The sequence below is a fragment of the Vibrio sp. T13N genome (assembly GCF_032970445.1).
Classification (GTDB): Bacteria; Pseudomonadota; Gammaproteobacteria; order Enterobacterales; family Vibrionaceae; genus Vibrio; species Vibrio diabolicus.
On record NZ_JAWJYE010000009.1, the window covers coordinates 49,424 to 76,423 of the forward strand.

General features: G+C 45.5%; 30 protein-coding genes. 17 read left to right on the forward strand and 13 right to left on the reverse strand.

All coding sequences use genetic code 11. The features are described from left to right. Nucleotides 1-262 precede the first annotated feature (262 nt). From vscU to vscN, 8 genes are read right to left on the reverse strand one after another with little or no spacing between them, the layout of a single operon-like run. Nucleotides 263-1,318 carry a SctU family type III secretion system export apparatus subunit VscU gene (vscU, locus tag R2S67_RS15635; protein ID WP_048626449.1) on the reverse strand — a complete coding sequence of 352 codons (1,056 nt, stop codon included), beginning with the start codon at nt 1,316-1,318 and terminating at the stop codon, nt 263-265. Between the two features lie 15 nt (nt 1,319-1,333). After that, nucleotides 1,334-2,119 (reverse strand): type III secretion system export apparatus subunit SctT, encoded by a 786-nt coding sequence (gene sctT / locus R2S67_RS15640; RefSeq protein ID WP_317345565.1) that lies wholly within the window; start codon nt 2,117-2,119, stop codon nt 1,334-1,336. After that, on the reverse strand, nt 2,116-2,382 hold the full coding sequence (vscS, locus tag R2S67_RS15645; RefSeq protein WP_005377227.1) for a SctS family type III secretion system export apparatus subunit VscS: 267 nt from the start codon (nt 2,380-2,382) through the stop codon (nt 2,116-2,118). Before vscS ends, sctT begins: the two co-directional genes overlap by 4 nt. 13 nt (nt 2,383-2,395) lie before the next feature. Continuing rightward, nucleotides 2,396-3,046, reverse strand: coding sequence for a SctR family type III secretion system export apparatus subunit VscR (gene vscR / locus R2S67_RS15650; protein WP_005377232.1), 651 nt, complete (start codon nt 3,044-3,046; stop codon nt 2,396-2,398). Then, complete coding sequence (gene sctQ / locus R2S67_RS15655; protein ID WP_317345605.1) at nt 3,043-4,011, reverse strand: type III secretion system cytoplasmic ring protein SctQ; 969 nt, start codon at nt 4,009-4,011, stop codon at nt 3,043-3,045. Before sctQ ends, vscR begins: the two co-directional genes overlap by 4 nt. Continuing rightward, nucleotides 4,008-5,156 carry a type III secretion system needle length determinant gene (locus R2S67_RS15660; RefSeq protein WP_317345606.1) on the reverse strand — a complete coding sequence of 383 codons (1,149 nt, stop codon included), beginning with the start codon at nt 5,154-5,156 and terminating at the stop codon, nt 4,008-4,010. Before R2S67_RS15660 ends, sctQ begins: the two co-directional genes overlap by 4 nt. Nucleotides 5,157-5,165: 9 nt before the next feature. After that, nucleotides 5,166-5,627: a type III secretion protein gene (locus tag R2S67_RS15665; RefSeq protein WP_048626446.1), complete on the reverse strand. Its 462-nt coding sequence runs from the start codon at nt 5,625-5,627 to the stop codon at nt 5,166-5,168. After that, nucleotides 5,624-6,946 carry a SctN family type III secretion system ATPase VscN gene (gene vscN, locus R2S67_RS15670; RefSeq protein WP_005395117.1) on the reverse strand — a complete coding sequence of 441 codons (1,323 nt, stop codon included), beginning with the start codon at nt 6,944-6,946 and terminating at the stop codon, nt 5,624-5,626. The genes R2S67_RS15665 and vscN overlap by 4 nt, the downstream gene beginning before the upstream one ends. A 185-nt stretch (nt 6,947-7,131) precedes the next feature. Here vscN and sctW point away from each other — a divergent pair, with 185 nt between their 5' ends. The 13 genes from sctW to R2S67_RS15735 all read left to right on the forward strand — a co-directional run bounded on the left by sctW (nt 7,132) and on the right by R2S67_RS15735 (nt 17,979). Beyond that, on the forward strand, nt 7,132-8,025 hold the full coding sequence (sctW, locus tag R2S67_RS15675) for a type III secretion system gatekeeper subunit SctW (protein ID WP_006741538.1): 894 nt from the start codon (nt 7,132-7,134) through the stop codon (nt 8,023-8,025). Continuing rightward, nucleotides 8,006-8,290: a TyeA family type III secretion system gatekeeper subunit gene (locus R2S67_RS15680; protein ID WP_012841775.1), complete on the forward strand. Its 285-nt coding sequence runs from the start codon at nt 8,006-8,008 to the stop codon at nt 8,288-8,290. The genes sctW and R2S67_RS15680 overlap by 20 nt, the downstream gene beginning before the upstream one ends. After that, nucleotides 8,277-8,651 carry a type III secretion chaperone SycN gene (gene sycN, locus R2S67_RS15685; RefSeq protein ID WP_012841776.1) on the forward strand — a complete coding sequence of 125 codons (375 nt, stop codon included), beginning with the start codon at nt 8,277-8,279 and terminating at the stop codon, nt 8,649-8,651. Before R2S67_RS15680 ends, sycN begins: the two co-directional genes overlap by 14 nt. Continuing rightward, nucleotides 8,648-9,025: a type III secretion system protein VscX gene (vscX, locus tag R2S67_RS15690; RefSeq protein WP_005377246.1), complete on the forward strand. Its 378-nt coding sequence runs from the start codon at nt 8,648-8,650 to the stop codon at nt 9,023-9,025. Before sycN ends, vscX begins: the two co-directional genes overlap by 4 nt. A 5-nt stretch (nt 9,026-9,030) precedes the next feature. Beyond that, nucleotides 9,031-9,372, forward strand: coding sequence for a type III secretion system chaperone VscY (vscY, locus tag R2S67_RS15695; RefSeq protein WP_005395110.1), 342 nt, complete (start codon nt 9,031-9,033; stop codon nt 9,370-9,372). Then, complete coding sequence (gene vcrD, locus R2S67_RS15700; RefSeq protein WP_104969413.1) at nt 9,356-11,482, forward strand: SctV family type III secretion system export apparatus subunit VcrD; 2,127 nt, start codon at nt 9,356-9,358, stop codon at nt 11,480-11,482. Before vscY ends, vcrD begins: the two co-directional genes overlap by 17 nt. Beyond that, nucleotides 11,482-11,904, forward strand: coding sequence for an LcrR family type III secretion system chaperone (locus R2S67_RS15705; protein ID WP_317345609.1), 423 nt, complete (start codon nt 11,482-11,484; stop codon nt 11,902-11,904). Before vcrD ends, R2S67_RS15705 begins: the two co-directional genes overlap by 1 nt. Nucleotides 11,905-11,964: 60 nt before the next feature. Further along, on the forward strand, nt 11,965-12,249 hold the full coding sequence (locus R2S67_RS15710; protein ID WP_005395092.1) for an LcrG family type III secretion system chaperone: 285 nt from the start codon (nt 11,965-11,967) through the stop codon (nt 12,247-12,249). Between the two features lie 10 nt (nt 12,250-12,259). Next, on the forward strand, nt 12,260-14,083 hold the full coding sequence (locus R2S67_RS15715; protein ID WP_317345610.1) for a virulence-associated V antigen: 1,824 nt from the start codon (nt 12,260-12,262) through the stop codon (nt 14,081-14,083). Between the two features lie 11 nt (nt 14,084-14,094). Beyond that, a complete protein-coding gene (vcrH, locus tag R2S67_RS15720) occupies nt 14,095-14,580 on the forward strand; it encodes a SycD/LcrH family type III secretion system chaperone VcrH (protein ID WP_005395089.1) in 486 nt (161 codons plus the stop codon). Between the two features lie 7 nt (nt 14,581-14,587). After that, nucleotides 14,588-15,787, forward strand: coding sequence for a type III secretion system translocon subunit VopB (gene vopB / locus R2S67_RS15725; protein WP_046874932.1), 1,200 nt, complete (start codon nt 14,588-14,590; stop codon nt 15,785-15,787). Nucleotides 15,788-15,797: 10 nt separating this feature from the next. After that, nucleotides 15,798-16,802 (forward strand): type III secretion system translocon subunit VopD, encoded by a 1,005-nt coding sequence (gene vopD / locus R2S67_RS15730; RefSeq protein ID WP_317345613.1) that lies wholly within the window; start codon nt 15,798-15,800, stop codon nt 16,800-16,802. Between the two features lie 205 nt (nt 16,803-17,007). Then, complete coding sequence (locus tag R2S67_RS15735) at nt 17,008-17,979, forward strand: TAXI family TRAP transporter solute-binding subunit (RefSeq protein ID WP_317345615.1); 972 nt, start codon at nt 17,008-17,010, stop codon at nt 17,977-17,979. A gap of 306 nt (nt 17,980-18,285) precedes the next feature. Here the strand turns inward: R2S67_RS15735 and R2S67_RS15740 are convergent, their stop codons facing one another. The 5 genes from R2S67_RS15740 to R2S67_RS15760 form a co-directional block, all read right to left on the reverse strand. Then, nucleotides 18,286-19,056 carry a sulfite exporter TauE/SafE family protein gene (locus R2S67_RS15740; protein ID WP_005395076.1) on the reverse strand — a complete coding sequence of 257 codons (771 nt, stop codon included), beginning with the start codon at nt 19,054-19,056 and terminating at the stop codon, nt 18,286-18,288. A gap of 81 nt (nt 19,057-19,137) precedes the next feature. Then, nucleotides 19,138-19,653, reverse strand: coding sequence for an adenylate kinase (locus tag R2S67_RS15745; RefSeq protein ID WP_182019351.1), 516 nt, complete (start codon nt 19,651-19,653; stop codon nt 19,138-19,140). A gap of 273 nt (nt 19,654-19,926) precedes the next feature. Next, complete coding sequence (locus tag R2S67_RS15750) at nt 19,927-21,453, reverse strand: tripartite tricarboxylate transporter permease (protein WP_048626439.1); 1,527 nt, start codon at nt 21,451-21,453, stop codon at nt 19,927-19,929. Nucleotides 21,454-21,472: 19 nt separating this feature from the next. After that, nucleotides 21,473-21,967 carry a tripartite tricarboxylate transporter TctB family protein gene (locus R2S67_RS15755; protein ID WP_258687612.1) on the reverse strand — a complete coding sequence of 165 codons (495 nt, stop codon included), beginning with the start codon at nt 21,965-21,967 and terminating at the stop codon, nt 21,473-21,475. Between the two features lie 239 nt (nt 21,968-22,206). Then, nucleotides 22,207-23,178, reverse strand: a complete 972-nt coding sequence (locus tag R2S67_RS15760) for a tripartite tricarboxylate transporter substrate binding protein (protein ID WP_005395072.1) — start codon at nt 23,176-23,178, stop codon at nt 22,207-22,209. Between the two features lie 260 nt (nt 23,179-23,438). Here R2S67_RS15760 and R2S67_RS15765 point away from each other — a divergent pair, with 260 nt between their 5' ends. The 4 genes from R2S67_RS15765 to prpC all read left to right on the forward strand — a co-directional run bounded on the left by R2S67_RS15765 (nt 23,439) and on the right by prpC (nt 26,998). Then, the gene (locus R2S67_RS15765; RefSeq protein ID WP_182035096.1) at nt 23,439-23,837 is read left to right on the forward strand and encodes a GFA family protein; all 399 of its coding nucleotides are present in this window, start codon (nt 23,439-23,441) and stop codon (nt 23,835-23,837) included. Nucleotides 23,838-24,102: 265 nt separating this feature from the next. After that, entirely contained in the window at nt 24,103-24,816 is a 714-nt protein-coding gene (locus tag R2S67_RS15770) for a GntR family transcriptional regulator (RefSeq protein ID WP_005395069.1), read from the forward strand. Nucleotides 24,817-24,828: 12 nt separating this feature from the next. Continuing rightward, a complete protein-coding gene (gene prpB / locus R2S67_RS15775; RefSeq protein ID WP_005395068.1) occupies nt 24,829-25,725 on the forward strand; it encodes a methylisocitrate lyase in 897 nt (298 codons plus the stop codon). Between the two features lie 130 nt (nt 25,726-25,855). Beyond that, nucleotides 25,856-26,998, forward strand: coding sequence for a 2-methylcitrate synthase (prpC, locus tag R2S67_RS15780; RefSeq protein WP_012841784.1), 1,143 nt, complete (start codon nt 25,856-25,858; stop codon nt 26,996-26,998). Nucleotides 26,999-27,000: the final 2 nt, after the last annotated feature.

Consider the following 27,000-nt stretch of genomic DNA (forward strand, 5'->3'; position numbering starts at 1 on the left):
AATCCACCTTTGTTGTGGCTGGCGTGGTTTCTTACCGAGCTCTAGGTGGTTTAGAGATGAAAGTAAAACTGTCCAGTACAGTACCACTATTGACGTTAGTAAACACGACTTTTCATGAACCAAGTGCTTCATTGAGACAAGCAAAAGTAGGCGAATTCGATATGCTGAAACCTATAGCGAAGGATGACACATTTAAAAATATCATTACGTATAGAAAGTGATAACCGTTCTTCGTACGATAGCTTTTACTCTCGAAATCGTGTTAGTTCAGCGTCTTATCGGACTCCAATGATGCCAACCAACGAAGCACTTCGGCGGTTGCTTCAATAAGATCACTTGGGATGTACTGGTCGACGTTGCCGTCCGCGTATAGTGCGCGAGCAAGAGGGACTTTTTGCATCACAGGCACACCTTCCTCTTTGGCGATTGCGATCATACGTTTGGCTACCGCATCGGTTTCCATCAAGGTAATGACGGGCAGGGGCGTTTCGCCTTTCTTGTAATAAAGACCAACTGCTATATGTGTTGGGTTTGTAACCAATACATTAGAACGTTTAACGTTTTCGCGTTGATTGGAGGCTTGTAGCTCTTGGTGCAACTGACGACGTTTACTTTTGATTTCAGGGCTGCCTTCCATTTCTTTGTATTCGCGTTTCACTTCGTCCTTGCTCATTTTGAGTTTCTTCGTGTGGTCAAATTTTTGGTACGCAAAATCAGCTGCAGCGATGACGATGAAACCTACCGAAGAGATAATCATTAATTGTTTAATCATGACGCCAGTAATGGTCGGGACACATTCTAGCCCGCAAGTTGGAATTTGCATCAAAGCGTTGATGTTACCGCGTAAGGTCACCCAGATAATGCAGGAAAGAAGAGAGACTTTAAGGATCGACTTGATAAACTCAATCACACTCTTAAGCGAAAAAATGCGTTTGGCACCTTCGACGGGATTGATCTTTTTGATGTCGGGTTTAACGGATTCACCACTAAATAGAAAGCCGAACTGCCCCATATTGGAAAAGATGGCGACGAGTGCAGCAACCAGAATAATCGGGGCGAGTAGATAGGCAATTTCTTTTGCGATGGCAATAGCGACATCGACTAGCGCATCTTGGAAGCCCTGATAAGCAAGCTTACTTGGTAGGAGAATAAGCGCTGAGATGTGCGACATGTAATAATCGGCGAACGCAAACAGTACAATTATGAGCGCCAAAATTAATGCAGACGATACGATTTCTTGGCTTTTGGCTACCTGACCTTTCTGCCTGGCATCGCGTAACTTTTTTGCGGTGGGTTGCTCTGTTTTTTCTGCGCTCATAAAGAATCCTAAGCGTTATTGCCAAATGGTATTGAGTTGTTCTGCGAATCGGGTAATGCCGTAAAACTGTACTTCAAAGTGATCCATCATTATTCCGAGATACACGATCAGTAAAACACTCGCGATGGCACTTTTTATTGGCATGGCAAGGAAAAAAACATTCAATTGCGGTGCAAAACGACTTATAAGAGCCAGACCAAACTCAGCAAGAAACATTGCCAACACTAATGGGGCAGACATCAGCACACCAAGCCACATAAGCTGTTCAAATTGTTCGTAGAAGAAGCTCACCCATGCATCACTAACGGTTGGGAAAAAGTCCACGATCGGCCAAGATGTGTAGCTTTTGAATAACGCATAGATAAAAGTGACAAAGCCCCCGCCAGAGAAGAACAGGGTAATCAACGTTTGGGTCAGCAACACTGCGGTTGGCGTCGATTGCGAGCCTAGCGTTGGATTAAACATACTTGCCATGGCAGCACCACGTTGGTTGTCGACCAGAAAACCGGCCGCTTCTATTGCCCAAAAGGGGATAGCAGCAACAAACCCGATCAATAGCCCAATTAATACCTCTTTACCCAAAATCACTATCAGCCAAATACCGTCGGTTTCTGCGGGCAAGCTTTGCTGATTAATCATCGGAAATATAAACAGTGCGAGTGAGCAAAGCACACCATTTCTCACCATGGTGCCGCCTAGCATTTGCTTGCTCAAAATAGGCAAAAAGATGAAGCATGCCATTAACCGAGGTAACGTCAGGCTATACAAAAATAAAGCCTGGTGTAAGTCGTGATAACTCATCGTATTTGAGGAATTTTATCCATGGCAAGCGAGGCGAAGGCGTGGAGCTCTGCCCCTAGCCACTGCGTTGTGACGAACAGCGTAATAATGACCGCGATAAGCTTGACCACAAAGCCTAACGTTTGTTCTTGGACCTGAGTTAACGCCTGAATAAGCGACACCAATGTACCAACCAACGCTGCGACTAAAATCGGCGGTAACGACAAGTACAAAACTAGGGTTAATGCTTGAGTCGTGAAATGAATGATTTCTGCAGAATGCATACTTTCTCCGTGATTAACCGTAACTCAGCACTAAGCCGTGAGTGAGTTTCGTCCAGCCGTCAAGCAAGACAAAGAGTAACAATTTGAAGGGGAGGGAAATCGTCATTGGCGATACCATCATCATGCCCATGGCGAGCAAGATATTCGATACAATTAGGTCGATAGCGATGAACGGTAAGTACAATAGAAAGCCAATTTCAAAAGCACGGGTAAGCTCACTGACCGTAAACGCTGGCAGCAACAGCAACAAGCTATCTGACTCTAAACGGTCCACGTACTTTTGAGGCCATAATGTGCGCGCAGCATCGGTAAAGAATATGGCTTCGGTTTCCCGAATATGTTTTTTCAAAAACTCTCGATAAGGCTGTAAACCGCTTTCAATGAGGCCTTCTACACTTGCAGAATCTTCGAGGGAGATATCATGCTGCTTTACGTAGTCGTAGGTTTCAAAACCGACGGGAGCCATGATGAAAATAGACAAAATGATCGCCAATCCGTACAGCGCCATGTTCGGTGGAATTTGCTGTACACCGAGAGCGTTACGCAGCAGTGAGAATACAACGGCAAGTTTCACAAACGACGTCGCCATCATCGCGATAAATGGAATCAGTGCCAGCAGTGCTAAACTGACAATGAGATTGAGCTCGTCAGGTAACTGGATCATGCTGGCTCCTGGGTGCCACCAAACAGTTCCAGTACACGCACACCTAAATGCTCATTAACATTAACCAGTTCACACTCACCAATGATTTTTCCGTTGGCACGCAATGTTACCGGCTTAGATACAGGTTGGTTTAGCTCGAATACGTACCCAGGTTGAAGCTGATTAAGCTGTTCTAGAGTGATGGTTTGATGGCCGATATCAAACGTGAGTTCCACGGGCAGTTGCTGGTGGTCGGTTAACATTTCTGAAGTGTTTACGTCATTCATATTGGTTTCTTTTTCAATAATGTGAAGAATTTGGTCATCCAGTTGGCAGCGCCAGAGATTCTGGTTAGATACTTGAAAAATGGCTTGTTGTTGGGCGATATAACAATCGTCAAAAAAGATCACATCTCCCAGTTCGAGCGAATTAAATTCGCTTAACGTCAAATGGGTCCTTCCAAGACTTAACCACACAGGTAAAGCGAGATGTCGCGCCTGAAGAGAAGCGCTGTTTGGTAGCGCATCCAACAGCACGTTTGCTCCTTCGCTAACCCACAAACAAAGAGAGTCGTTAGGTTTATTGAGGGTTAACATCAAGGTATGTTCTTGAACTTGGCTCGACTCTAACGGTTGTAACTGGCTAAGAATGGGCAACTGACCAAATAGTGCTTTGAATGCCTCACTATGCGGTTCAATCTGAGAACTCAAAAGTGCTAACTGGAGCGAGTTGGGCAGTGACTCGAATGCAGTGGCATTCAGAGTAGACTCAAGCCATTTCTGGAGTTGCGCACGACAAAAATCCACTTGGATCGTTTGCCCTCCAATCAACGTGGTTAAACGGAATCCTTCAAATGAAGGGATTTGAGAAACAGTAATCGATACGCTCTGGCCATCAGCCCCTTGGAAATGGCATTGCTTTGCACAAAGTTGATTACTGAGCGCAATACTGTCTGAATCGACTTTGGGTATCGTTAACGGCGTCATAGGTCATTCTCCGCTTGCCATTCTTCATACACGCTACGTTTCTGGCGTGAGTGTTGTTGTTCATTCTGTTGTTGATCGAACTGCTGAGTCTGTTCGCTGATCGCTAGACGAAGTGGCTGCTCACCGCCAAATCGGTTTAGGCGTTCGGCAAGATCTTGTCTAGCTTGCTGGCTAATAATGGAAAGGGCATGCTCTTGTCGAATCGTCACGCTATAACCTTGTGCGTCCAACTTGATGTGGATTTCGCCACCTTTTAATTGTCCTTCACTCAGAAACAGCCGAACCTCTTTGTTGTCCGATGCGGTTGGCAGCGAAACATAGATTTTGTCCACCAATTGTTGGAGTAACGTGTTTACGTCTCGAGCAGGGGCCGGCTGAGCCTGTGAAGCGACACTCTTTAAAATGACATCGCCTTGCGTTGCCGCGCTCGCAAGGTGTTGAGGATCTGCTTTTTCGTCATCCGCTTTACCGGACAGTGTTGCGCTTTTCGTCTCGATTTTCTCAAGCGATTTAGTTTCAGAACGACTATCGGTTTTGTCTGTTAGTTTGCCTGTGTCTTGTAGTCGCTGAGTTGCACGCTTATTGTGTGTCGTTTCGGTTTGTTTCGTCGTGAAGTTAGCATGGTTAATTGCATCTTGAGCGAGCGATTTCCCTACGGCCTTTTTAGGTAGAGAACCGTCGAGAGAAGCTTGTGCTTGAGAATGGGGGCCAACGCGCTCAATCGAGGATGAGCTTGGAGCCTGATCGCTCTCAAGTTTCTTATCTTTCTCATGCAATTTACTGTTTTCAATCAGGCTTTCTTCGCGATTTAGTGAAGAGCTTTCGTGCTTCTCTACATTATTTTTGGTTACAGTGTCACTTTTGTCTTTTAATGTAGCGGTATTTCTATAAGTGCTGGCTTCTTGGTTAGAAAGTTTCGGTTGTTTGTCTAGGCTTTGAGATGCTTCATGTCTTAACGGAAGGCTCTCGTCTCTGCTCTGAGTGTCTTTTTTGCTCGCAACGGTAGATTCTTCTTCCTTGCTAGGTTTCTCCGTCATTGCACGCTCGAACTGTGATTGAAGCTCAACCTCTCGTTCCAGGGGCTTTTTTTCTGGCGTTGATTTGTACAGCGTATTCGGTGTTTCTTCTGTTGGAGTAATGCGCATAATGAACCTTTAGATAATATCGACAGTGCGAAACTCTTCTTGTTCGAGTTCTTCTTGGTATTGTCTTTCTCGCGACTGTTCCGCGAGTTCTTGTTGTTGCAACTGAACGAATTTTTCTTTGGTTTTATGGGCTTGCCGTGCCTCTTTTTGTTTTTCTTTAAGTACCGAACGTTCGTACTCAAGCGCTTTTTTTGCTTCGGCAACGCGCTGTTTAAGCTCGGCTTCTCGCTCTCTCAACAACGCGATTTCTTGTCTCAATGTTTCCAACTCTTTGAGAACGAGTGTGTGTTGCTTTGCTTTGGCAAAACGTCGTTCTTCTTCTTCCTGACGCCAAACGTGATAGTCCGCTACGGAACGTTCGGCCTTTTGAACCTGTGCTGCCGAATTTGATACTCGGTATTCTTGGCGCTTAACGGCTTTATCCGCACGTTCAGCTCGAATTTGTTTGATTTCTAATAACCGTTCGATCATTGGTTCGCCATCCCTTTTAGTTGAGCGATAGCACCATCAAGATCACTTGGCTCATGCGTTCCTTGACGTAAAAAGGCGCGTATATCATCACTTTGTGCAATCGCCATATCTGCTCGGCTATCTGCCCCATGCTGGTACTCGCCAATTTTTATCAGTAGCTCAACTTCTTCGTACTTGGCTAACATTTCGCGAAGGTGAGCAGCAGACGCCTGATGATCAGGTTCAACGATTTGATTCATCACGCGGCTTGCTGATCGGAGTACATCAATGGCGGGATAATGGTTCATTGCCGCAAGTTTGCGCGAGAGAATGATGTGCCCATCTAAAATGGAGCGAGTTTCATCGGCGACAGGTTCTGTCATGTCGTCGCCTTCAACCAACACGGTGTACAGCGCTGTAATTGACCCTTTGTCAGATTGACCGGCTCGTTCCATCAGCTTTGGCAAAGCGGCAAAAACGGAAGGCGGATAGCCACGTCGTGTTGGTGGCTCGCCTGCGGCTAGTCCAATTTCTCTCTGTGCGCGGGCGAAACGCGTTACAGAATCCATCAGCAGTAACACGCGTTTACCTTGGTCACGAAAATATTCAGCAATAGAAGTGGCAACAAAAGCGGCTTTGGCACGTTCCATGGCCGGGCGATCGGATGTCGCGACCACTAAAACCGATTTGGCCATTCCTTCTTCGCCCAAGTCATGCTCAATAAACTCTCGTACTTCGCGTCCGCGTTCACCAATCAAGGCGAGAACGGTCACGTCGACGTCTGCGGATCGAATCAGTTTTGCCAGTAGGGTACTTTTACCACCGCCCGCCGCTGCAAAAATGCCCATGCGCTGACCTTCACCACAGGTCAGTAGTCCATCAATGGATCGAACCCCAAGAGAGATTGGCTTTTCAATCAGTTTACGTTGCATTGGTGGTGGCGCATCGCGATAAACCGGATACCAAGCACTTGGTTCCTGGCTTTGCGTACCATCGAAAGGACGCCCAAGCCCATCAAGCGTTGTACCTAACAGGTGATCGCCAACACCGACTTCATGCATTTTTCCCATTGGGCTAACTTCTGTATTTGAGGAAATCCCAAACATGTTTCCTAACGGTGTGAGCAGAGCGTGATGCTGTTGAAAGCCAACGACTTCCGCTAATAAAGACAGAGTTTGATCAGGATTACGCAACTCACACAGCTCACCAACACGAACGCCGGGGACAACGGCCTTGATGATGGTGCCGGTTACTTGCGTAACGCGCCCGCGAATTTGGATCAGACGAGTTTGCCTGATCGCAGATTGTTGGATATCAGTGATGTATGAGAAATCGTTCAAGGTAAAAATATGCGCAATGATTGATGTTGGGAGGATAGAAAGGATGAGGGGGTATTTATAGTGAATATCAGTCGGGAGTTTTTAGAAAACTGAAAACGCACTAAAAAAACACGTCTGATTTTGACAGCTTCGAGAAAGCGCACTTCCTATAATTCGCCTGTATTGTACGGAAGGAGTGCAAGTGAATGAGTATTATCAACAATCATATCGCAACAAACCCAAAGTTTGATGCGTCTATCCAAAACGGGTTGGAATCGTCTCGTACCGACGCTTCACGAAAAGGCAATTACCGCGGTGAAACGGTCCGTGTTCACAATGCCACACAATCACTTTTTGATGCGATGGAAGAGCTCACTTCACTCGGTTCCGAAAAAGCAGAAAAAGATTTGACCAAGCGCAAAGTGAAAGATAGTGGCGTTCGAGTTAATGAAGCGCACGAACTCGTTTCTGACTATCTGCGAAAAGTCCCTGATCTTGAAAAGAACCAAAAGATCAAAGATCTGGCTGCAAAAATGGCGGGAGGAAATATCTCGACCATCGCTCAATTGCAAGCTTATTTGAATGGATTTTCAGAGGAGAAAAGCCATCAATACCTTGCGTTAAAAGCCGTTAAAAAGTTTTTGAGTTCGAGCCCAGAAAGTAAACATCTACTAGCGCTGATTGACCAAGCGATTCTGAGAATCGAGCAAAACCCAGATTCTTGGGCTCAAATTGATACGGAAATTCGCGTCTCAAACTTTGCTGATGAGTACAGCCAAGAGCAAGAGTTTAGCTCATTACATCAGCTGCGCGGTTTCTATCGCGATACCGTTCATAGCTATCAAGGGCTCGGCGCCGCTTATCAAGACGTAGTGGCGCGCTTTGGTGAACAGGAGGTATCGACCGCTGTTGACTTTATGCTGCAAGGCATGAGTGCAGATCTTAGTGTTCAAGGCAGCAGTATCGACTCGGTTAAGTTGCAGTGGTTGATGTCCGATATGCAAAAACTCAAAACTCTGAATACGTTGCAAGATCGCGTGAGTCAGCTGTTCCAAATGTTTAAACCGGAAAGGACGAGTTATGGCTTATCAAGTTTCTAATTTGATGGCTGATGTGATTGCGTTGGTAGAGCAGCGATGGGTAAGCAGTGATGAGATTTGGAAAGTCGCCAACGCAATGGAATTGACGGCGGTACAACAAAAAATCGATTTTTTTCGAGAGTTCCACAAGTTAGTTCGCGCGATCCCTATTGACGTATTCGCCGATGAAGAACAACGACAGAATTTAATACAAGCGGTACAAAAGGCGCTAGACGAAGCCATTGATATAGAAGAAGAGGAAGCGTGGGAAGATGAGTTGGATTGATGCATCCGTCAATGAATTTTGCCGAGGAATGGGGCTCGATGCCGTCGATTTCTCATCAGCTGGACGGGTGCAGCTGGATTTTGAGCAAAGCGGTACACTACATATTGAGCGACACGGGGAGCAGCTATTCTTGATGTTGTCTCAAGCGTTATCTTGGCATCAAACCAGTGACATCATTCAAAGCGCACTCAGTTTGTGTCATGCCGATCAAGGCTGGCCTTTCGAAATTAAAACTGGTTTGTTAGATGAGCAAACTTTGGTTTTTTCCGCGAGGTTAAACGGAGAAGAGGTCACGCTTCCGACTTTAGAACAAGCGTTTACGCTTTTGGTTCGTCTACATAACGATGTGGCAACCTCATGACTCGAGTAAGCACTTTAAACGTAGGCATAGAAGCCTTCACGCATGTTACTCATAGTGAGGTTAAGGCCGATTTCCCTGAACGGTTTCAATTACTTCCTGATGGACAGGCGGTCGCTACGCATTTAGAGAAGCTCTATGACCTCAGGCCTTCAGACCAATACCTAATCGCGTTAACCAAGCCAAAATTGTTGCACTCAGAATTGTTGCGTCCAGAAAAGTACCGCCAACAGTTCGATGAAACGTTAGCTCAGTTGCAAGTTCTTGCACAGGATTCAGGCTCCGCTTCTTTTATCAAAGCATCCGAAACGTTACAAAGCACGCAACTGGATCAGCGCTACCTCACCATGGCGCTCAATCTCCTTATCCAGGTCTAACCAACATGTTGAGATCCAAAGACATTGAACTGTTGCTTGTTCACGCTGCACTACAAGTTCAATACCAAAAGCCAGAGCATGCTATCTCTATTCTCGATGCGGTTTTAGAGATAGACCCGCAACACAAAGAGGCGATGCAAACGCTCGCAGTGGCGTGTTTACAAAGTGGTCGATATGCCCGTGCGGTTGAGGTATGTGAGCACTTATTAAAATCCGACCTTAAACCTGATTCGGCAGGACTCTGGTTTTGCTTAAGCCAAGCGCGTTGGAAACAAAATGACGTCGATGGGGCACGCCAAGCGCACCGACGCTATCTGCAATCTTTAAATAGTGAATCACATGAATAAGTTGATCGATATTTTAAACAAGGTAGGGCAACGTAAAGACATCATGCTTGCTGTGATGTTGCTCGCGATCGTCTTTATGATGATATTGCCACTGCCTACCGCGCTGGTGGATGTGCTGATTGGCACCAACATGAGCATTGCGGTGGTGCTGCTTATGTTAGCGATTTACATCACCACGCCGCTTGAGTTCTCTGCGTTTCCCGCGGTGCTACTGATCACGACATTGTTTCGTTTGTCTTTATCCATTACGACAACCCGGTTGATCTTGCTGCAAGGCGATGCTGGTCAAATCGTTTATACATTCGGTAACTTCGTTGTGGGCGGTAACTTAGTGGTCGGTATCGTTGTGTTCCTGATCATTACCATTGTTCAGTTTATGGTGATCACCAAAGGCTCGGAGAGGGTTGCAGAAGTTAGTGCGCGATTCTCACTTGATGCGATGCCTGGTAAGCAGATGAGTATTGACGGTGACATGCGCGCTGGCGTGATTGACGTACACGAAGCACGGCACCGACGATCACTGATTGAAAAAGAAAGCCAAATGTATGGCTCGATGGATGGCGCGATGAAGTTCGTTAAAGGCGACTCCATTGCTGGTTTGGTCATCATTGTGGTCAACATCTTAGGTGGCGTCACGATCGGGGTAACGCAAAAAGGCATGAGTGCTTCTGAAGCGCTTGAGTTGTTTGCGATTTTGACCGTTGGCGATGGTTTGGTGTCGCAAATTCCGGCTCTGTTTATCGCGATTACGGCCGGTATTATCGTGACGCGTGTTTCTCATGAAGACTCTTCTGATCTTGGTTCGGACATTGGTGGGCAGGTCATTGCTCAGCCACGTGCGCTTCTTATTGGCGGTGTGCTTTTGGTGCTCTTCGCACTGATTCCTGGTTTTCCAAAAATTACTTTTCTGGTCTTGGCCACAGTGGTTGGTGGTGGTGGTTTCTTCCTTTTCTATCAACAGAAAAAACAGGCTGAATCAGATACTACCGACTTATCAAGCTTTGTTTCGCAAGGGGCGGGTTCACCAGCAGCGAAGCCAAGCAAACCAACCCCATCTAGAAACAGTAAAGGCAAATTAGGTGAGCAAGAAGAGTTCGCTATGACGGTCCCACTCTTGATTGATCTTGACGCGAGCCTTCAGGAAAGCTTGGAAGCGGTCGCATTGAATGAAGAGCTAGCAAGGGTTAGGCGCGCACTATATCTCGACCTCGGCGTGCCTTTCCCGGGTATCCACCTGCGTTTTAACGAGGGGATGCAAAATGGCGAATATTTAATTCAGTTACAAGAAGTTCCGGTTGCACGAGGACGAATTGTAAAAGACCAACTCTTGGTGACAGAAGGGAATGAGCAGATCGACTTATTAGGCGTGCCTTATGAGCAAGATGAAGATTTTCTACCCGGTATTTCTAGCATTTGGGTGGCACAAAGTTACGAGCAAAAACTCACGACTAGCCATGTCGGCTTTCTCACACCCGACAGAATTTTAACGTACCACTTGTCTCATGTTCTCAAGGAGTACGCACAAGACTTTATTGGTATTCAGGAGACGCGTTATCTGTTGGAGCAGATGGAAGGCAGTTATTCGGAGCTAGTTAAAGAGGCCCAGCGCATTGTCCCGTTACAAAAAATGACGGAAATCTTGCAACGCTTGGTTTCTGAGGATATTTCCATCCGAAACCTTCGCGTGATCTTGGAAGCCATGGTTGAGTGGGGCCAAAAAGAGAAAGATGTTGTACAACTGACGGAGTACATTCGTTCCAGCTTAAAACGTTACATTTGCTACAAATACGCGAGTGGACAAAACATGTTGCCCGCTTACTTATTGGATCAAAGTCTCGAAGACACAATACGCAGCGGTATTCGTCAAACCTCTGCAGGGAGCTACTTGGCGTTAGACCCGTCAGTAACTCAACAATTTGTGAGTGATGTGAAACAGACCATTGGTGATTTAAGCCGCATGCCGAATAAGCCTGTGTTAGTTGTGTCTATGGATGTACGCCGATATGTGCGAAAGCTTATTGAATCGGAATACTACGATCTGCCCGTTTTGTCATTTCAAGAATTAACTCAGCAAATCAATATTCAGCCACTTGGAAGGGTGGGGATGTAATGAAAACAAAACTAATACTCTCGCTGGCGCAAGCGGGGATCGAAGTGACGCCATACTTTTGGCAACAAAGTGAAATTCAACTTGGTTATCGAATTGAAGTTGAGGGCTTAGAGCTCGTTTTTCGGGTGGAGGACGGTGAAATCATCATCGTTCTTCTGAAACGCGTTCGTCCAAAATTGGGGTTGAGTAACCCCTTTGCCGGCTTATTTCTCTTGGCTGAACATGCCATTCAACTTTATCCCTCCGATTGGGTCATTCGCGGCAACGTCGATGTGTTACGTGGTAGCAACATGAGCAGCCAGCGATTGGCACAGTTCTATCTAAAAGCATGCGGTGCAAGCCATGATGAGCTAGAAGACTGGTACTGTTTACGCCTGGCAGATTATAGACGTTTGAAAAAGTTGAAAAAGTTGAAAAAGTAAAAACTCACGACTGTTACTGACAGCACCGATGAGATGACCCGCTTTAAGATAGGAATCAAGATGAAGCAACCGTTTACCGATGCGATTGAGAACGCTGAGCTTGCCATTAGAAAAGCTGAAGACAGAACCGATATTTTTAACGAGCTATTGGAAGGCTTAGGTGTTGGTCCTGTTGCGGGTGATGTTTTACTTGGCGGCATAAAAGCGCCAGTAGATACCATGAAACGTGCAGAGCAAGAGCTAATAGACGAAGTCCAGCGCCGCCGGCAACAACAAAATCAGCTACAAGGTACGTCAGGTAAACGGAGAAAGCGTCCCACAGTGATGCGCGGCATGATGATTTAGAGGTTTGGAAATGACGAATATGAAAACGACTGGCTCTACGACAGGAGCAACAGACACAGCTGCGAGTAGTGCACCATTACCCACTTTCCAACAAAACTTGATAGAGGCATTTACCCCTGTACTGGGTGAAGCAGAGACTCAGCAACTTGCCTCTCTAATCTCTTCATTGCCAACTATCTCGGGACAAACGGAATCACAAAGCATCGCGCTTTATGTTGATACACTTGAAAACCTAAAAGCGAAAAATAACGCGTTTGCTGGTATATCATTGACCGACACCGCATCTGTTTGGATAAAGTCGCTACAAAGTGCTAACTCAGATGGCGAATTAACCGCAGCCGAGTTCAATGCTCAAACAAACCAAACACTATCAAATCAGTTTCAAGCTTGGTTTAGTAAGTTACTGACGGAAAACGTAGATAGCTCGTTATCTACTGAGTTTGTTAGTCAATTTAATTTGGGGACTCAGAGTAACCAAGCGGAGCAGATCGCCAACCTATCCGAGACAAAACTGGCTAATGCCACCAAAGAAATTTCTCTTTTTGTTGCAGAGCTTGCTAATCAAATGGGCTCCCGTGAAGTGAGAGATGCTTCTATTTCTTTTCTTCGCAATGCCTTTAGTAGCTTAGGTTCCGTTAATCTCGCGCAACTGAAGAGCTCGGATTTCCTGTTGACTAAAGAGAGTTTCGCTCTTCAAGTCTCAGCTCAATTAAAAAGTAGTTTTCAAGGCATCGGTATTACTTTAAGCACCGATGACGCAAGTGCGCTAGCTAACAGAATTACCTGGACTCCTGGTATTTCTAAACAGCAGCTTAAAGAAGCGTTAGATGAAATGGCCGTTCAAGTGAAAGGCCAATATAGCGCAGCTTATGGGGATGCGGCTGGAACGAAAAATCTTAAAGCGGCACTTAACACTGTCATTGGTGGAACCGAACCTTTGACGCTTTCTGGCTTGTTCGCCAACTTCGCCGTGAGTTTAACAAAGATAGAAATCGACAACTTTTACCAAGATAGCGCGATAGCCGATGTCCAAAAGACACAAATAACGGCAGCTCAAGTTAATTTAATCAAAGAAAACACCGAACGAGACATCCGATTACAGTTTGAAAAAATAGTAAAAGGTGAATCTACCGGGGCTTCGTTTACCGAGCGGTATGAGGCATTGCGCAAGAACTTAGGGGCATTGAAAGAGCGTCTACTCAATATCACCGATAAAGAGAAAGCGGATCGCGAGGTGAGAGCAGAGCACTCTTTGACGGCTCGTGATTTGCTGGCTGTCGTTGAATCTAGTATTGGTGATCGCTTTGATGAGCGCGTGCTGTTTGCCTTAAACGAGCGTCGCGTAAATCGCTTAGAAAAACGTAACGAGCAAAAGGAAGCACTGCAAGATTTAACCGTGCAACTAAAAATCTTTGGTGTTGTTCAGTCGAAAATTCACTCTACGCAAAGTGTTGATGGAGTTTATAAACCGGGAGATCCAGAAAGTAACTTCAAAGCGAGTGACTTTAACTACAGCAATCAAACGGATTTCGAAGCTTCACCTGAGTACAAGTATTTGACGGATAATAAGATAACAAACCATCGAGACTTCCTTCAAAAACAAGGTATTACTATCGGTGATGGTGCGTCGTACCAAGACGAAGAGAAGTCGAAAAAACTGTCTAATTTTTCTAGTTCTGTCAGTGCTAAATCCAAGTTGCTTAACGATGAAGTGCAAATCAAAACCACTGAGCTGAACGACACCAGTTCCCAATACAACTCGACCGTTGAAGCAATGAACAAATTTGTTCAGAAGTACCACAGTATTTTACAAGAAATCCTACGAGCCATTTAAGGATAACAACCATGACTAAACAAAACGCGACCGATCCATCTCAAATGCAAGCAGAAGAACTGCTGTCTTTTTTGGAAGAGGGAGGCACGCTAAAAATGTTGCACGATGTGTCTCAGGACACCATCGAACATATTTATGCCGTAGGTTACAACTTTTTCCAATCGGGAAAGATTGAGCAAGCAGCGAAAGTATTTCAATTACTCAGCATGCTTGATCATTATCAGGCGCGATTTTTCATTGGCCTTGGCGCGGCTCGTCAGGAGTTGGGTGAGTATCTGCAGGCAATAGACGCCTACAGCTACGCAGCGCTAGTGGACGTAAATGATCCACGTCCACCTTTTCACTCTGCTGAATGTCACCTGAAACTGGAACAACTGACAGAAGCAGAGAGTGGGTTTTACAGCGCGAAGGAGATGTCTGCCGGAAAATCACAATATGCAGATTTGCATGAGCGTGCAGGCATCATGTTAGAAGCGGTGAGAAATAAAAAGGAGTAATTAGACTATGAGTTCTATTGCACTTGACCGCATCCAGACACAGGTTTATAGCCCTGAATCTGGCCAAGCCACGTTAGATAACGTGCAGAAAACGGCGTCTACAGCGACGCCTTCTGTGACGGTAGAAAACGTGAAGAGTAAAGATGCAGATGTACTGAACACCGGAAAAGTAAAAGTTCAGTTAGATGCACCTAACGCAGCTGTTAGCGACAAAGTGAATGATTTGACGCTAAAAGCCATGGCACAGCTGCAAAAGATCGTCGATACCATTGCAAAATCTCTCCATGCAGTTGCAGATCAAACAGGTTCGATTGCAGTCAAAATCATCGCAGGTTCTGCTGATGATTTTGAAGTAGAGCTTGCTGCTATCACGGATAAACTGAAAAGTGCTCAAAACGAGCTGAAAATTCAGGAAGTGAAGGTCGCAAAAGCTAAGCACGAAAAAGAGATGGTGGAAAACCAAGACAAAATCAAAGAATCGGAAGCCGCTGCAAAAGAAGCCCAAAAATCAGGCTTAGCAGCGAAGATCTTTGGTTGGATCAGTGCGGTGGTTTCTATTGTTGTTGGTGCCGTAATGGTGGCAACGGGTGTTGGTGCAGCAGCTGGTGCTCTTATGATCGCTGGTGGCGTCATGGGAGCAGTGAGCATGGCGCTGCAAGAGCCAGCCGTTCAAGATGCTCTAAAAGAAGCGGGCGTAAATGTCGATGTGCTAAACAAAGTCGTAATGGCATTAGAAATCGCAGTCGCGGTTATCGGAGCTGTTGTGACGTTTGGTGGTGCAGCAGCTGGCGGTATCGCGAAACTTGCAGCAAAAGGTGCTGGCAAGATAGCTCAAAAGGTCACAGAAATCGCTACGAAAACAGCTGCAAATATGGCGAAAGTGGCGGACATGGGCTCAAAAGCCGCGACAACGACCGCAAAAGCGATTCGTTACGGAGCAGAAACTGTCGATATTGCCGTCAACGTAGGTAAAGGCGCTACGGACAGTGTTCATGCCGCTAACAATGCTCACGTAACTGAGATTCAGGCAGATATCACGGACCTTCGCGCCAAAATGACCTTAAGCCAGGCAGTCATCGACAAGCTTAAAGAAGAAATTGGCAAGTTGATGGAAGATTTCCAAGAGCTGATGAGCGTCATCATGCAAATGATCCAAGCGAAAAGTGAAACCATGCAAACGGTGCTAAGCCGTCCTGCAACGGTATAAGGAGTTTATTATGCTAGATAAAGTAGGCGGAACGGGACGCGGCGAACTGTATGGTTTAGGCGACACTATCAAAACAACCAAAGCAGAAAAAACACCAGAAACAAAGCTTGAAGCAGGCGCCGTTAAAAGCCAAAGTGAGTCAGGTGTTTCTGGTGCAGCACGCTACCAGTTAGAGACGCCTAAAGCTCCTACAGTGAGTAACCAAGCTCAAGTTGTTGCAAACCTAATGAGCGCTCTTGCACCGACGGTGAGCTCATTAATGAGCACAACGATGAAAGCGCTTAACGGTGAGGAGGTGATCAAGTCACCATCAGATGCGGTATCACAATCGTTGACGCTATTAACATTGTTGTATCAAGTATCAAAGCTGAGCCGTGAGCAGCAAGTGCTACAACGTGAAATTGCTGTTGAAGCAAACGTCGCGAGTTTAGAAAGCCAAGCGGCAGAACTAAACAACTCGGCAAGTGCGATGATCGCGATGGCAGTCGTTTCGGGTGTATTAGCGGGTGCTACCGCAATTATTGGTGCCCTTGGTTCTTTCAAAGCAGGGAAAGAAATCAAGAATGAAATGGCGAGCAATAATGTACTGAAAACGCAAAAAGCTGGCTTCGATCAAGCAGAAGAGTTATTGAATAACAATAGCTTGTCTAAAACTCAGCAAGATCAGGTTAAGCGTGCGCACTCACTAGCGAAAGACAATATCGCAGACACGACAGCGCAGCTGACAAGTGGTGGCCGTAAGTTCGATAAGTTGATGAGCTCAAACCAAGCGAAGAACGCTATTCTTCAAGCTTTGGGCCAGATGGCAAACTCAGCATCGAATGTAGAGCAAACCAAAGCGCAAGCGCGCAGCAAAGATGATGAAGTACAAGCGACTCGCGCACAAGCAGCCAAACAGAAAGCCGATGAAAACATTGGTTTCCAAGAAGGTTTATTGAAAGAGCTACGTGACTTGTTCCGTTCTATCTCAGATAGTCAGAACCAAGCGTGGCGAGCGTCAGTCCCAACGGTGTAACCGTCCATCTCATTAACTACAAAGCGTTGTTTATACAACGCTTTTTTTGTGCAATTCAAGTATAGATATTATTTATCAGTAGGTTACGTTGATGAAAAAGTACATATCTATAATTCAACCTTCAAAGATGAGAACTCAAACGTTATCAAATTGTTAACGGTTGCTATACTTAAACGGTCATCAACACAGGTAAAAAGGATGTTCAATGTTTAAGTTTAAGCAAATCGCACTTGCTGCTTCTTTAGCGGCACTCACAACTGGCTTTTCTGCGTCTGCGGAAGAAACGTTTGTCACGATTGGTACTGGTGGCGTAACAGGGGTTTATTATCCGACTGGTGGCGCTATTTGTCGCTTGGTCAACAAATCGCGAGAAGAGCACGGTATTCGTTGTTCGGTAGAAAGTACCGGGGGATCGATTTATAACATCAACACTATTCGTGCTGGTGAATTGGATCTCGGAATTGCTCAATCAGACTGGCAGTATCATGCTTATAAAGGAACCAGTAAGTTTAAAGAAAGCGGGCCTTTTAAAGAACTACGCGCCGTATTCTCCGTTCATCCAGAACCGTTCACTGTCGTTGCACGTAAAGACGCGAACATCAAAACTTTTGATGATTTGAAAGGTAAGCGCGTCAACATTGGTAACCCTGGCTCTGGTCAACGAGGCACCATGGAAGTGTTAATGAGCCAGTATGGTTGGAGTAACGATGACTTTAAGCTTGTGTCTGAGTTAAAAGCAGCAGAGCAATCAAAAGCACTTTGTGATAACAAAGTTGATGCGATGATTTATACCGTTGGTCACCCAAGTGGAGCGATTAAAGAAGCTACTACGTCGTGTGATAGTAATATCGTAACGGTAGCTGGACCTAATGTAGAAAAATTGGTTGCAGACAATAGCTTCTATCGTGTCGCAAATGTACCGGGTGGTATGTATCGTGGCACAGATAGTGATGTTCAAACCTTTGGTGTTGGTGCGACGTTTGTTTCCTCTACTGCGGTACCAGAAGATGTGGTTTATAACGTGGTCAAAGCGGTATTTGAAAACTTCGATGATTTCCGCCGTCTCCACCCAGCGTTTGCGAACTTGAAGAAAGAGGAAATGGTAAAAGACGGTTTATCTGCGCCTCTTCACCCAGGTGCGCTTAAATACTACAAAGAAGTAGGGCTGATTAAGTAACCGTTACTTTCTCTTATTATTGATGTAGAACCCTATCTTTCGCGACTAATGCCACTCGTTTAACAGCGAGTGGCATATTTATGTCTCTCGTCATCCTGTACAGCGACGGAGGAGCGTTATACAGGATCTTCTATCCGAGCACTTTATGGTCAAAATTGTTTCATTAGCCGCTCAGCGTACTGCTATTAGATTCCTAGTCTCGCCAAGGCTCGCTGGAATGACACAAAAACATCGTTAAGCGATCAGCATTAATCTTTCGCGATGGCGTTTTTTTGTTGGGGTGTTATCTACTTGTGCAAGCTTTGTTTAAGCATAAACATCAATGAAAAAGTAGATAGTGATCAGAATAGAAGAAAGAGCAACAAACCCTTTAACATGATTGGGATTAAGTTGACGAGATACACGAGCTGCAAGATAACCACCCACCAACGTACCGACCAAAACAACGCTACCTGTGCGCCAGTCAATGGAACCATTCGCAACAAAAATCACGATAGCAATGAGTGAAACACACGTAGATACCAGCAATTTCAAACCGTTCATTAAATTAATGTCTTGGTGACCCGCTACTACCAGATAACTCAGAACAATAACCCCTAAACCTGCGTTGAAAAAACCACCGTAAGCAGAGACACCAACAAGTAATAGACCCAAAGCGATTGCTCCGAGTATTCCTGCGTGTTTGTGCTCTTTCGCGACAGTTTTGATAAGCATTGTTAAACGAGAACCAGTCAGGAAAAGCACGGTGGCAAACAAGAGTAGCCAAGGAATGGCTTCCAAAAATAGCGATTCTGGTGTGTTGAGCAGCAGATATGCTCCGACAGCGCCACCTACTAAACTGAATGAGACTGTGAACAACAGTTCTTGCTTGTTCTTCATGATCTCTTCTCTGAAGCCAACGGCTCCGCTAATGTACCCCGCACATGAAGCATAAGTGTTTGTTGCATTGGCCATAATAGGAGGCACACCAACCGCCAATAGGGCCGGAAAAGTAATAAAGCTTCCGCCTCCCGCAATGGAGTTAATGATCCCACCAACTACGCCGGCAACGAATAAAAGCGCTAGTTCTAAAAGCATAAACAATCCTTGTTATGTTCTTTTTCATTGTTAGAGCTTTAGATGACCCATCCCACATGCTCTAGTGTTCTGATATGAAGTTTACTTTACCCGCTCTAAAACAAAATTGTTCAGTTCTGTGACGTTTTTGATGACATGAACGGTTTTACTTTGAGAGTACCCTTCGAGACGAGACATGAAGTCATCATTCCAGAATGCAGGGCATTGCTGAAGAACTTTGTAGCTTTGTAATGTCCCTTTAAATACCGAACTGCCATCAGGCCACCCTTCGGGTTTAATAAATAGTCCTTTAAGGAGACGTTTCGTCACAAACCAATAGCTTACGGAGTATGGTAGATCAATATAAACGAGAGTATCGGCTGCATCTAAACGAGCATTAAAGGAGCTGATAGGCCCCAGACCATCTATAATCCAACGATCTGAGTGAAGTATATTGCTATGTGCCTCATCAAAAACGTTACGCTCAACGGGCTCACCGTTTGGTTTATAGACTATGGAATCTAATTGATGAAGAGGGAGATCGGTAGCAGACGCGATTGCTTTACTTATCGTCGATTTTCCGCTGCCGGGCTTACCAAAAACCGCTACTTTTTGCATGTGACCGCCTCCAAGAGAGTATTTCCCATACGGTAGAGACAGAAAACCCACCGCTATGGGTGGGTTCGATAAATATTGAGCGCATCAAATATCCCACCATTCCTATGGAATGATGATAATTCGTTGGTTAAGTTGCGCTAAGTGTGTATTCATGCAACTACTCTTATATATAGGCGATGACTTGTCAATATTATTTTGCTTAATAAGTGAACGATTTGATAGGAGAAAGAAAAGCCATCGCGATGGCTTTGTCTAGGTTGAAAGAGACAGCTATTACTGCTCAACGCTCACTGGCTGTGCTTTAAACTTTTGAATCAGCTTTACGATTAGTGGACTTGCCAGTACCAATACGGCTAAAACAGTAAAGGTAAGGGTAATAGGGCGCTCCCATAGGAAACTTAATTCGCCGTCTGAAATCATTAATGCGCGGCGTAAGTTCTCTTCCATTAATCCCCCAAGGATGAAACCCAGCAATAAAGGCGCAAGTGGGAAGTTAGCGAGTCGAAGTGCAATGGCAGCCATAGCGACAATCAGCATCACGAACACATCCATGGTATTGAATGAGACCAAATAAACTCCGGTGATTGAGAAGAATAAAATCATCGGCAGAAGTACCGTTCTAGGCACCGCCAAAAGCTTTGAGATGTACGGAATCAACGGTAAGTTCAGGATCACGAGTACGATGTTGCCGAAGTACATGGAAATGATCACCGACCAGAACACGTCTGGGTGCTCAACAAACAGGCGAGGGCCAGGCTGAATACCGTAAGCGATCAGCGCGCCGAGCATAATAGCTGTCGTACCAGAACCTGGAATGCCAAGCGTTAGCAGTGGAACAAATGAACCACTAGACGCTGCGTTGTTTGCTGACTCTGGCGCGACCAAACCACGGATACTGCCTTTACCGAACTCTTCCTTTTTCTCTTTAGGTGCGAGGTTGCGCTCCATACCATAGCTTAAAAAAGCAGCAATGGTTGCTCCTGCGCCAGGAAGAACGCCAGTGAAGAAACCTAATATTGAAGAGCGAATTGAAACAGGCGCAACATCTTTGATTTCTTCCTTGGTCACTTTCATTGAGCCAATGTTACTCAGCTTTTCCTGTTCTTCATCGCTGGTGTCTTTTGATGGTTTAAGAATGCCCATCAATGTTTCACCCAGTGCGAATGTCGCCATTGCAAGCAACAAGAAGCTAAAGCCATCCATTAAATCCGTCAAACCGAAGGTAAAGCGTTCAACGCCTACGCCTTTATCGATACCAACTGTAGATAGCATCAAACCAAGAATGGTCATCATCCATGCTTTGATGACCTGACCTTTCCCCGCAAAAGCCGCAACTGCTGATAACCCAAGTAGCATCAACGCAAAATAGTCTGACGATTGGAAGCTAAGTGAAACGCTAGCCAATGCTGGTGCGGCAACAAGCAACATAATGGCAGATAGTGTACCGCCAGTGAAAGAAGAATAAGCTGCCAAAGCTAATGCTTTACCTGCTTGGCCTTTTTGAGCCATTGGGTATCCGTCGAATGCTGTCACTACGGTTGAAGAACAACCCGGCGCGTTAATTAAAATCGACGACGTAGAACCACCAAATACCGCACCGTAATAAACACCCGCCATCAAAATAAGGCCAGAAGAGGGCTCTAGGCCATAAGTAATTGGGATCATCAAAGCAATGGCTGAGATCGGCCCAAGCCCAGGTAACATGCCGATAAATGTACCGACGAAACAACCAACGATCACCATCATGATGTTCATTGGCATTACTGCAGTGGATAAACCTTGTAGAATTCCATCTAACATAATTCAGTCCTTTCTTTGACTACCAGATGGTGAAAATCAAACCCGGTTCGAGGTAGATGTCCAAACCTTGAGTGAGTAATAAATAGAACGCGATCACGAATGGAAACGACGCGCCGAACAGAACGGGTTTACGTCTTTCCCCCAGCAGATAAAAGCCAGCCAATAAAAAGAAGCCAGTAGCTATAACAAAGCCGAGGTAAGTCAGGCCCACGCCGTACAGCGCCATCAAAATCAAGAAAGCGATCAGTAACTTCCAATTAAAGGTCAGCACCGCGCCACTTTGTTTATCTGGTTGTCCTGTTACCAGTAATAACAAAGAAAGGCCTGCACCAACGTAAGTCAGGATGGTTGGCAAAGTACGTGCGGTGAACGGTTCGTATTCATCACCAGGGAACAATGGAATTTGCGAGGTTTGATAACCGTAGCAAAGACAGAAGAGTAGAAAGATCATTGCGCCGACACGGTCACGACAGAGCAAATATTCTTTGGTGAAAAAGTTGGTTGAACGAGACATATTCAACTCCTAACAAAAATAAAAAAGACCGCATATGGACGTTAATGAATAAACTAAACCATTAACAATTAAGCATTTCGCTGCTAGTCGAGCTGCTTTGGGTATATAAACAAAGGAGTGTGCATGCCGATTGTCGACAATATCCATATACGGTGAAACTTAGAGTGCAAATACAGTTGGGGAAATACCAACCCCACGTTATTGGGTGAGGTTGGAATCTGAGGGACCCAGTTCGACTGTTACTTTAGGAAGCCTAACTCGCGCATTAAGTCACCCATTTGCTGCTCTTGCTCTTCAAGGAACGCGAAGAACGCTTTGTCCGCCTTGTAGTTGTCTATCCAACCATTGCGGTCACGGACGACTTGCCATTCGTCAGTGTTGTACATTTTGGTAAATGCTGCATTCCATTCATCCAGCTTTTCTTGGCTAGTACCTGGTGCAGCAAAGAATCCACGCCAGTTAGCGAAGACCGTTTCGTTACCATATTCTGTTAGCGTAGGGATGTTTGGTGCGGCTTCTAGGCGTTTTGGTGCAGTTACCGCTAGCACTTTGACTTGACCAGATTTTGACATCTCCAGTACTTCACCTAGGCCCGTAGAGAGCAGTTGAGTTTCGCCTGAAAGAAGGGCTGCCATGGCTTTACCGCCCGCATCGTAAGCGATGTAACGAACTTTACGCGCATCAAATCCTTCGCCTTTAAATGCGGCGGCAACGACGAGGTGGTCCATCGAGCCACGAGCAGAGCCACCCGCAATTTTCACTTTGCGAGGGTTAGATTCAAATGCTTTTACTACGTCTTCCCAAGAATTGTATGGCGAATCAACAGAGGCTACGATGGCACCGTAATCCGCAATGGTGGCTGCAACGGGAGTGAGATCTCTAAAGGATTGAGGGAAAATACCTGTTAGAGAGCGAACGACGATCGGTGTTGAATTCACCATCAGCGTATCTTCTTGGCGATCTGCCGTTTCAATCAAGTGCGCAATGGCTTTACCGCCGCCGCCACCAGAAAGGTTCTGAAAAGATACCGTCTCAACGATGTCTGATTTGAGTAGCACATCACCTGTACCTCGTGCGGTCATGTCCCAGCCGCCACCGGCACCTCCAGGGATCAAGAAATGCATTTTTTCTACATCAGCAGCAAAAGCGTTAAATGAAAATGAAGCTGCGATGATAGATGCGGCGAGCGTTGGTTTGATTACCTTTAACATGTTCACGTTCCTTATGTTGGTGACTCTATTTTTTTAATGAGTCTTATTTTTGTTTCAGCTTTTAACTCGAACTGGATGCTGATGTGTCAAAGGTTAATCAAGTGTTAAATTGATGTCTTTAAAACGTCGATAAAGAGAATATTGAGCATAACGGATATTTTGTTCATAAAGTTTACGCTGAAAAATTGGTTGCACATCACGCGTGCGTGCTAACAATTGCGTCATAATGGAATGACATCAAACGAATAAGGAAACAGAGAATGAAAGGGACATGTTTGTGCGGTGCTATTGAAGTGATCGCAGATGCTAAGAATGAAGTGAGTCTATGCCACTGCTCGATGTGTCGAAAATGGTCGAGTGGAGCACTCCATGCTGTGCATTGTGGTTCTAACGTAACGTTTAAGGGGGCCGAGCCAAAGCGCTATCAATCGTCTGACTGGGCGGTGAGAGGTTTTTGTGGCGAATGCGGTACAAACCTTTTCTATCATTTGTTACCGACAGGCGAGTACATTCTCTCCGCTGGTTTGTTCGACAATCCAGATTTCAAACTCACATTAGAGATCTTTACCGATGAAAAGCCCGCGTATTATGACCTCAATCCCACCTCACAAAAGATGACATCGCAGCAAGTTTTTGAGCAATTTTCATCTAAAGAATAACTTTTTGTATCCTTAATTGTTCGACAGCTTAATTGTTTTTCTTTTATATCATGATGTTAAGAGGTGTTTAGTTGTCGACAATTTGCTTTTTCCTTCGCAATTACCCCTCAATTTAGCTCGTAATAGATGATTTTCATCGATTTAAATTACGACCTTAGTCTAAATTGTCGACAATTTACTTGATTGTCGACACTTTGATCGACTACTTTATATTCAGGTTAAGAAATTGTAGACATTTTGATGTCGGTAACGTGAGTATCTGAGTATGAACTCTGAGTTGAAAACTCGTTATAAAGTACTGGGTTCTGAGAAAGAACACACCAAGTCAGAAACACTGACAGAAACACTGATTGAAGTAATTGTGAATGGCGATGTTAAGCCTGGTCATAAAATCTCGGAGCCTGAACTGGCGAAGAAATATCAAGTCAGCCGGGGTCCTTTGCGTGAAGCATTAATGCGTTTAGAGGGGCTAGGGCTCATTGAACGTATTCCTCATGTCGGGGCTAGAGTGACCACTTTTTCTCCAGAAAAGCTGATAGAACTCTATGCGGTTCGCGAAGCGCTAGAAGGTATGGCGGCAAGGTTAGCAGCGCGACATATTACGCAAGAAGAGCTCTTGAGCTTGGAAATGCTATTGTCGACACATTCTAAGCACATTGATCAAGTGGAAGGAGCCTCTTACTTCCATCAGCATGGAGATTTTGATTTTCACTATCGCATCATCCAAGCAAGCCGAAACAGCAAGCTGATTTCTCTGCTGTGCGACGAGCTTTACCACTTGTTACGCATGTACCGCTATCAGTCACCGCGCGCGCAATCTCGTCCAAATGAAGCGTTGACTGAACACAAATTCATTCTGGAAGCCATCCGTAATCGCGATGAAGAGCTTGCAGAAATGCTGATGAGAAGACACATCTCAGGAAGTCGAAAGCTCATCCAATCGCAAATTATACATACAGAAAGTTTAGACAAAGACTAGAAGGAATTCGTCATGAGCTTAACACCGGGAGCGAAGTTCAGACTCGCCATTGAACAAAACAATCCGCTGCAAATTGTCGGCACCATTAACCCTTACTGCGCCATGATGGCGAAAAACTTGGGGCATCAAGCGATTTATTTGTCTGGCGGCGGTATTGCAAACGCGTCATACGGATTGCCGGATCTCGGTATTACAACATTGAACGACGTACTGGTCGATGTTGATCGCATCACTAACGCGTGTGATTTACCGCTATTGGTCGACATCGACACCGGTTTTGGAGGCGCATTTAATATTGCTCGCACGATCAAAGCAATGGAAAAGGCGGGTGCTGCTGCGGTTCATATGGAAGATCAAGTCGCACAGAAACGTTGTGGGCACCGTCCGAACAAAGCAATTGTGAGCCAGCAAGAGATGGTTGATCGCGTAAAAGCCGCGGTTGACGCACGCAATGATGAAAGCTTCGTGATTATGGCTCGTACAGACGCGCTAGCTGTTGAAGGCATGGACAGTGCAATTGAGCGTGCGATTGCGTGTGTGGAAGCAGGCGCAGACATGATCTTCCCAGAAGCGATGACCAAGCTGGATCAGTACCTTCAGTTCTCAAACGCACTTGAGCAAGCAACTGGAAAGCACGTTCCTATTCTGGCCAACATTACCGAGTTCGGCGCAACGCCACTGTACGGCTGCGACGAGCTTGCAAAAGCGAAAGTCGATATGGTGCTTTACCCGTTAAGTGCGTTCCGAGCCATGAACAAAGCCGCTGAAACGGTTTATAAGCATTTGCTAGAAGTGGGCAATCAGGAAGCTTTGGTTGATTCAATGCAAACACGCAAAGAGTTGTATCAGCACCTGAACTACCACGATTACGAAGACAAACTTGACCAGCTATTCTCTGAAGGAAAATAGCGGGAAAAGAAAAGATAGACGGAAGCCCAAGAAAAGATAATCGGAATTTATCTAATTCAATAACGTGAAATTCGTCTGGCTAAAAAACGCTCCAAAGAGGGCAAAGCCAGACAGAAAAGGAGTTCAAACAATGTCTCAAACTGCAGAAAAGAAAGCAGAGTTAGGTGGTGCAGGCCTACGCGGTCAAAGCGCCGGAAGCACAGCTTTATGTACTGTCGGAAAAACGGGGACCGGTCTGACTTATCGAGGTTACGATATTACTGACCTTGCCAATAATGCTCAATTTGAAGAAGTTGCACATCTTCTGTTACGCGGTCACTTACCAACTCAGAAAGAACTGGATGCGTACAAGACACATCTCTTAAACCTTCGCGGCTTACCAACTGAGCTTAAGCAAGCGTTAGAGCTTATTCCTGCTACTGCTCATCCAATGGATGTGATGCGCACTGGTTGTTCTGTGTTAGGAAACCTAGAGCAAGAAATGAGCTTCGATGAGCAATTGCATTCGACGGAACGTATGCTAGCGCTTTTCCCAGCTATCATCTGTTACTGGTATCGTTTTAGTCACGATGGCGTTCGTATCGATACAGAAGATCAAACCGAAGACTGCATCGGCGGTTACTTCTTGCGATTGCTTACAGATAAAGAGCCATCAGCGCTACATAAGCAAGTGATGCACTGTTCCTTAATCCTTTACGCTGAGCATGAATTCAACGCATCAACTTTTGCAGCGCGTGTTTGTGCATCAACGTTGTCAGACATTCATTCTTGTATCACGGCAGCAATCGGTACACTTCGTGGGCCACTTCACGGCGGCGCAAACGAAGCGGCGATGGAAATGATTGAAGATTGGCAAACGCCAGACGAGGCGGAAGCGAACATCATGAAAATGCTGGCCAACAAAGACAAGATCATGGGCTTTGGCCATGCCATCTATCGCGAAAGTGATCCTCGTAACGCGTTGATTAAGCGCTGGTCTAAAGAGCTGTCACAGCAAGTCGGTGATACACATCTATATGCTGTTTCTGAGCGTGTGGAATCAGTGATGAAGCGAGAGAAAGGTCTGTTCTGTAATGCGGACTTCTTCCATGCATCGGCTTACCACTTCATGGACATTCCAACCAAGCTGTTCACACCAATTTTTGTGATGAGTCGTTTAACGGGCTGGGCGGCACACGTTTATGAGCAACGTGCCAATAACCGTATCATTCGCCCAAGTGCTGATTACACGGGCCCAGACCATCAAGAATGGGTACCTATCGAGAATCGCTAGCG

Excerpts from the sequence above, each read along its gene's own strand:
- vscU (WP_048626449.1), bottom strand. The coding sequence starts at position 1,318 with ATGAGCGCAGAAAAAACAGAGCAACCCACCGCAAAAAAGTTACGCGAT.
- sctT (WP_317345565.1), bottom strand. The coding sequence starts at position 2,119 with ATGAGTTATCACGACTTACACCAGGCTTTATTTTTGTATAGCCTGACG.
- vscS (WP_005377227.1), bottom strand. The coding sequence starts at position 2,382 with ATGCATTCTGCAGAAATCATTCATTTCACGACTCAAGCATTAACCCTA.
- vscR (WP_005377232.1), bottom strand. The coding sequence starts at position 3,046 with ATGATCCAGTTACCTGACGAGCTCAATCTCATTGTCAGTTTAGCACTG.
- sctQ (WP_317345605.1), bottom strand. The coding sequence starts at position 4,011 with ATGACGCCGTTAACGATACCCAAAGTCGATTCAGACAGTATTGCGCTC.
- R2S67_RS15660 (WP_317345606.1), bottom strand. The coding sequence starts at position 5,156 with ATGCGCATTACTCCAACAGAAGAAACACCGAATACGCTGTACAAATCA.
- R2S67_RS15665 (WP_048626446.1), bottom strand. The coding sequence starts at position 5,627 with ATGATCGAACGGTTATTAGAAATCAAACAAATTCGAGCTGAACGTGCG.
- sctW (WP_006741538.1), top strand. The coding sequence starts at position 7,132 with ATGAGTATTATCAACAATCATATCGCAACAAACCCAAAGTTTGATGCG.
- R2S67_RS15680 (WP_012841775.1), top strand. The coding sequence starts at position 8,006 with ATGGCTTATCAAGTTTCTAATTTGATGGCTGATGTGATTGCGTTGGTA.
- sycN (WP_012841776.1), top strand. The coding sequence starts at position 8,277 with ATGAGTTGGATTGATGCATCCGTCAATGAATTTTGCCGAGGAATGGGG.
- vscX (WP_005377246.1), top strand. The coding sequence starts at position 8,648 with ATGACTCGAGTAAGCACTTTAAACGTAGGCATAGAAGCCTTCACGCAT.
- vscY (WP_005395110.1), top strand. The coding sequence starts at position 9,031 with ATGTTGAGATCCAAAGACATTGAACTGTTGCTTGTTCACGCTGCACTA.
- R2S67_RS15705 (WP_317345609.1), top strand. The coding sequence starts at position 11,482 with ATGAAAACAAAACTAATACTCTCGCTGGCGCAAGCGGGGATCGAAGTG.
- R2S67_RS15710 (WP_005395092.1), top strand. The coding sequence starts at position 11,965 with ATGAAGCAACCGTTTACCGATGCGATTGAGAACGCTGAGCTTGCCATT.
- R2S67_RS15715 (WP_317345610.1), top strand. The coding sequence starts at position 12,260 with ATGACGAATATGAAAACGACTGGCTCTACGACAGGAGCAACAGACACA.
- vcrH (WP_005395089.1), top strand. The coding sequence starts at position 14,095 with ATGACTAAACAAAACGCGACCGATCCATCTCAAATGCAAGCAGAAGAA.
- vopB (WP_046874932.1), top strand. The coding sequence starts at position 14,588 with ATGAGTTCTATTGCACTTGACCGCATCCAGACACAGGTTTATAGCCCT.
- vopD (WP_317345613.1), top strand. The coding sequence starts at position 15,798 with ATGCTAGATAAAGTAGGCGGAACGGGACGCGGCGAACTGTATGGTTTA.
- R2S67_RS15735 (WP_317345615.1), top strand. The coding sequence starts at position 17,008 with ATGTTTAAGTTTAAGCAAATCGCACTTGCTGCTTCTTTAGCGGCACTC.
- R2S67_RS15740 (WP_005395076.1), bottom strand. The coding sequence starts at position 19,056 with ATGCTTTTAGAACTAGCGCTTTTATTCGTTGCCGGCGTAGTTGGTGGG.
- R2S67_RS15745 (WP_182019351.1), bottom strand. The coding sequence starts at position 19,653 with ATGCAAAAAGTAGCGGTTTTTGGTAAGCCCGGCAGCGGAAAATCGACG.
- R2S67_RS15750 (WP_048626439.1), bottom strand. The coding sequence starts at position 21,453 with ATGTTAGATGGAATTCTACAAGGTTTATCCACTGCAGTAATGCCAATG.
- R2S67_RS15755 (WP_258687612.1), bottom strand. The coding sequence starts at position 21,967 with ATGTCTCGTTCAACCAACTTTTTCACCAAAGAATATTTGCTCTGTCGT.
- R2S67_RS15760 (WP_005395072.1), bottom strand. The coding sequence starts at position 23,178 with ATGTTAAAGGTAATCAAACCAACGCTCGCCGCATCTATCATCGCAGCT.
- R2S67_RS15765 (WP_182035096.1), top strand. The coding sequence starts at position 23,439 with ATGAAAGGGACATGTTTGTGCGGTGCTATTGAAGTGATCGCAGATGCT.
- R2S67_RS15770 (WP_005395069.1), top strand. The coding sequence starts at position 24,103 with ATGAACTCTGAGTTGAAAACTCGTTATAAAGTACTGGGTTCTGAGAAA.
- prpB (WP_005395068.1), top strand. The coding sequence starts at position 24,829 with ATGAGCTTAACACCGGGAGCGAAGTTCAGACTCGCCATTGAACAAAAC.
- prpC (WP_012841784.1), top strand. The coding sequence starts at position 25,856 with ATGTCTCAAACTGCAGAAAAGAAAGCAGAGTTAGGTGGTGCAGGCCTA.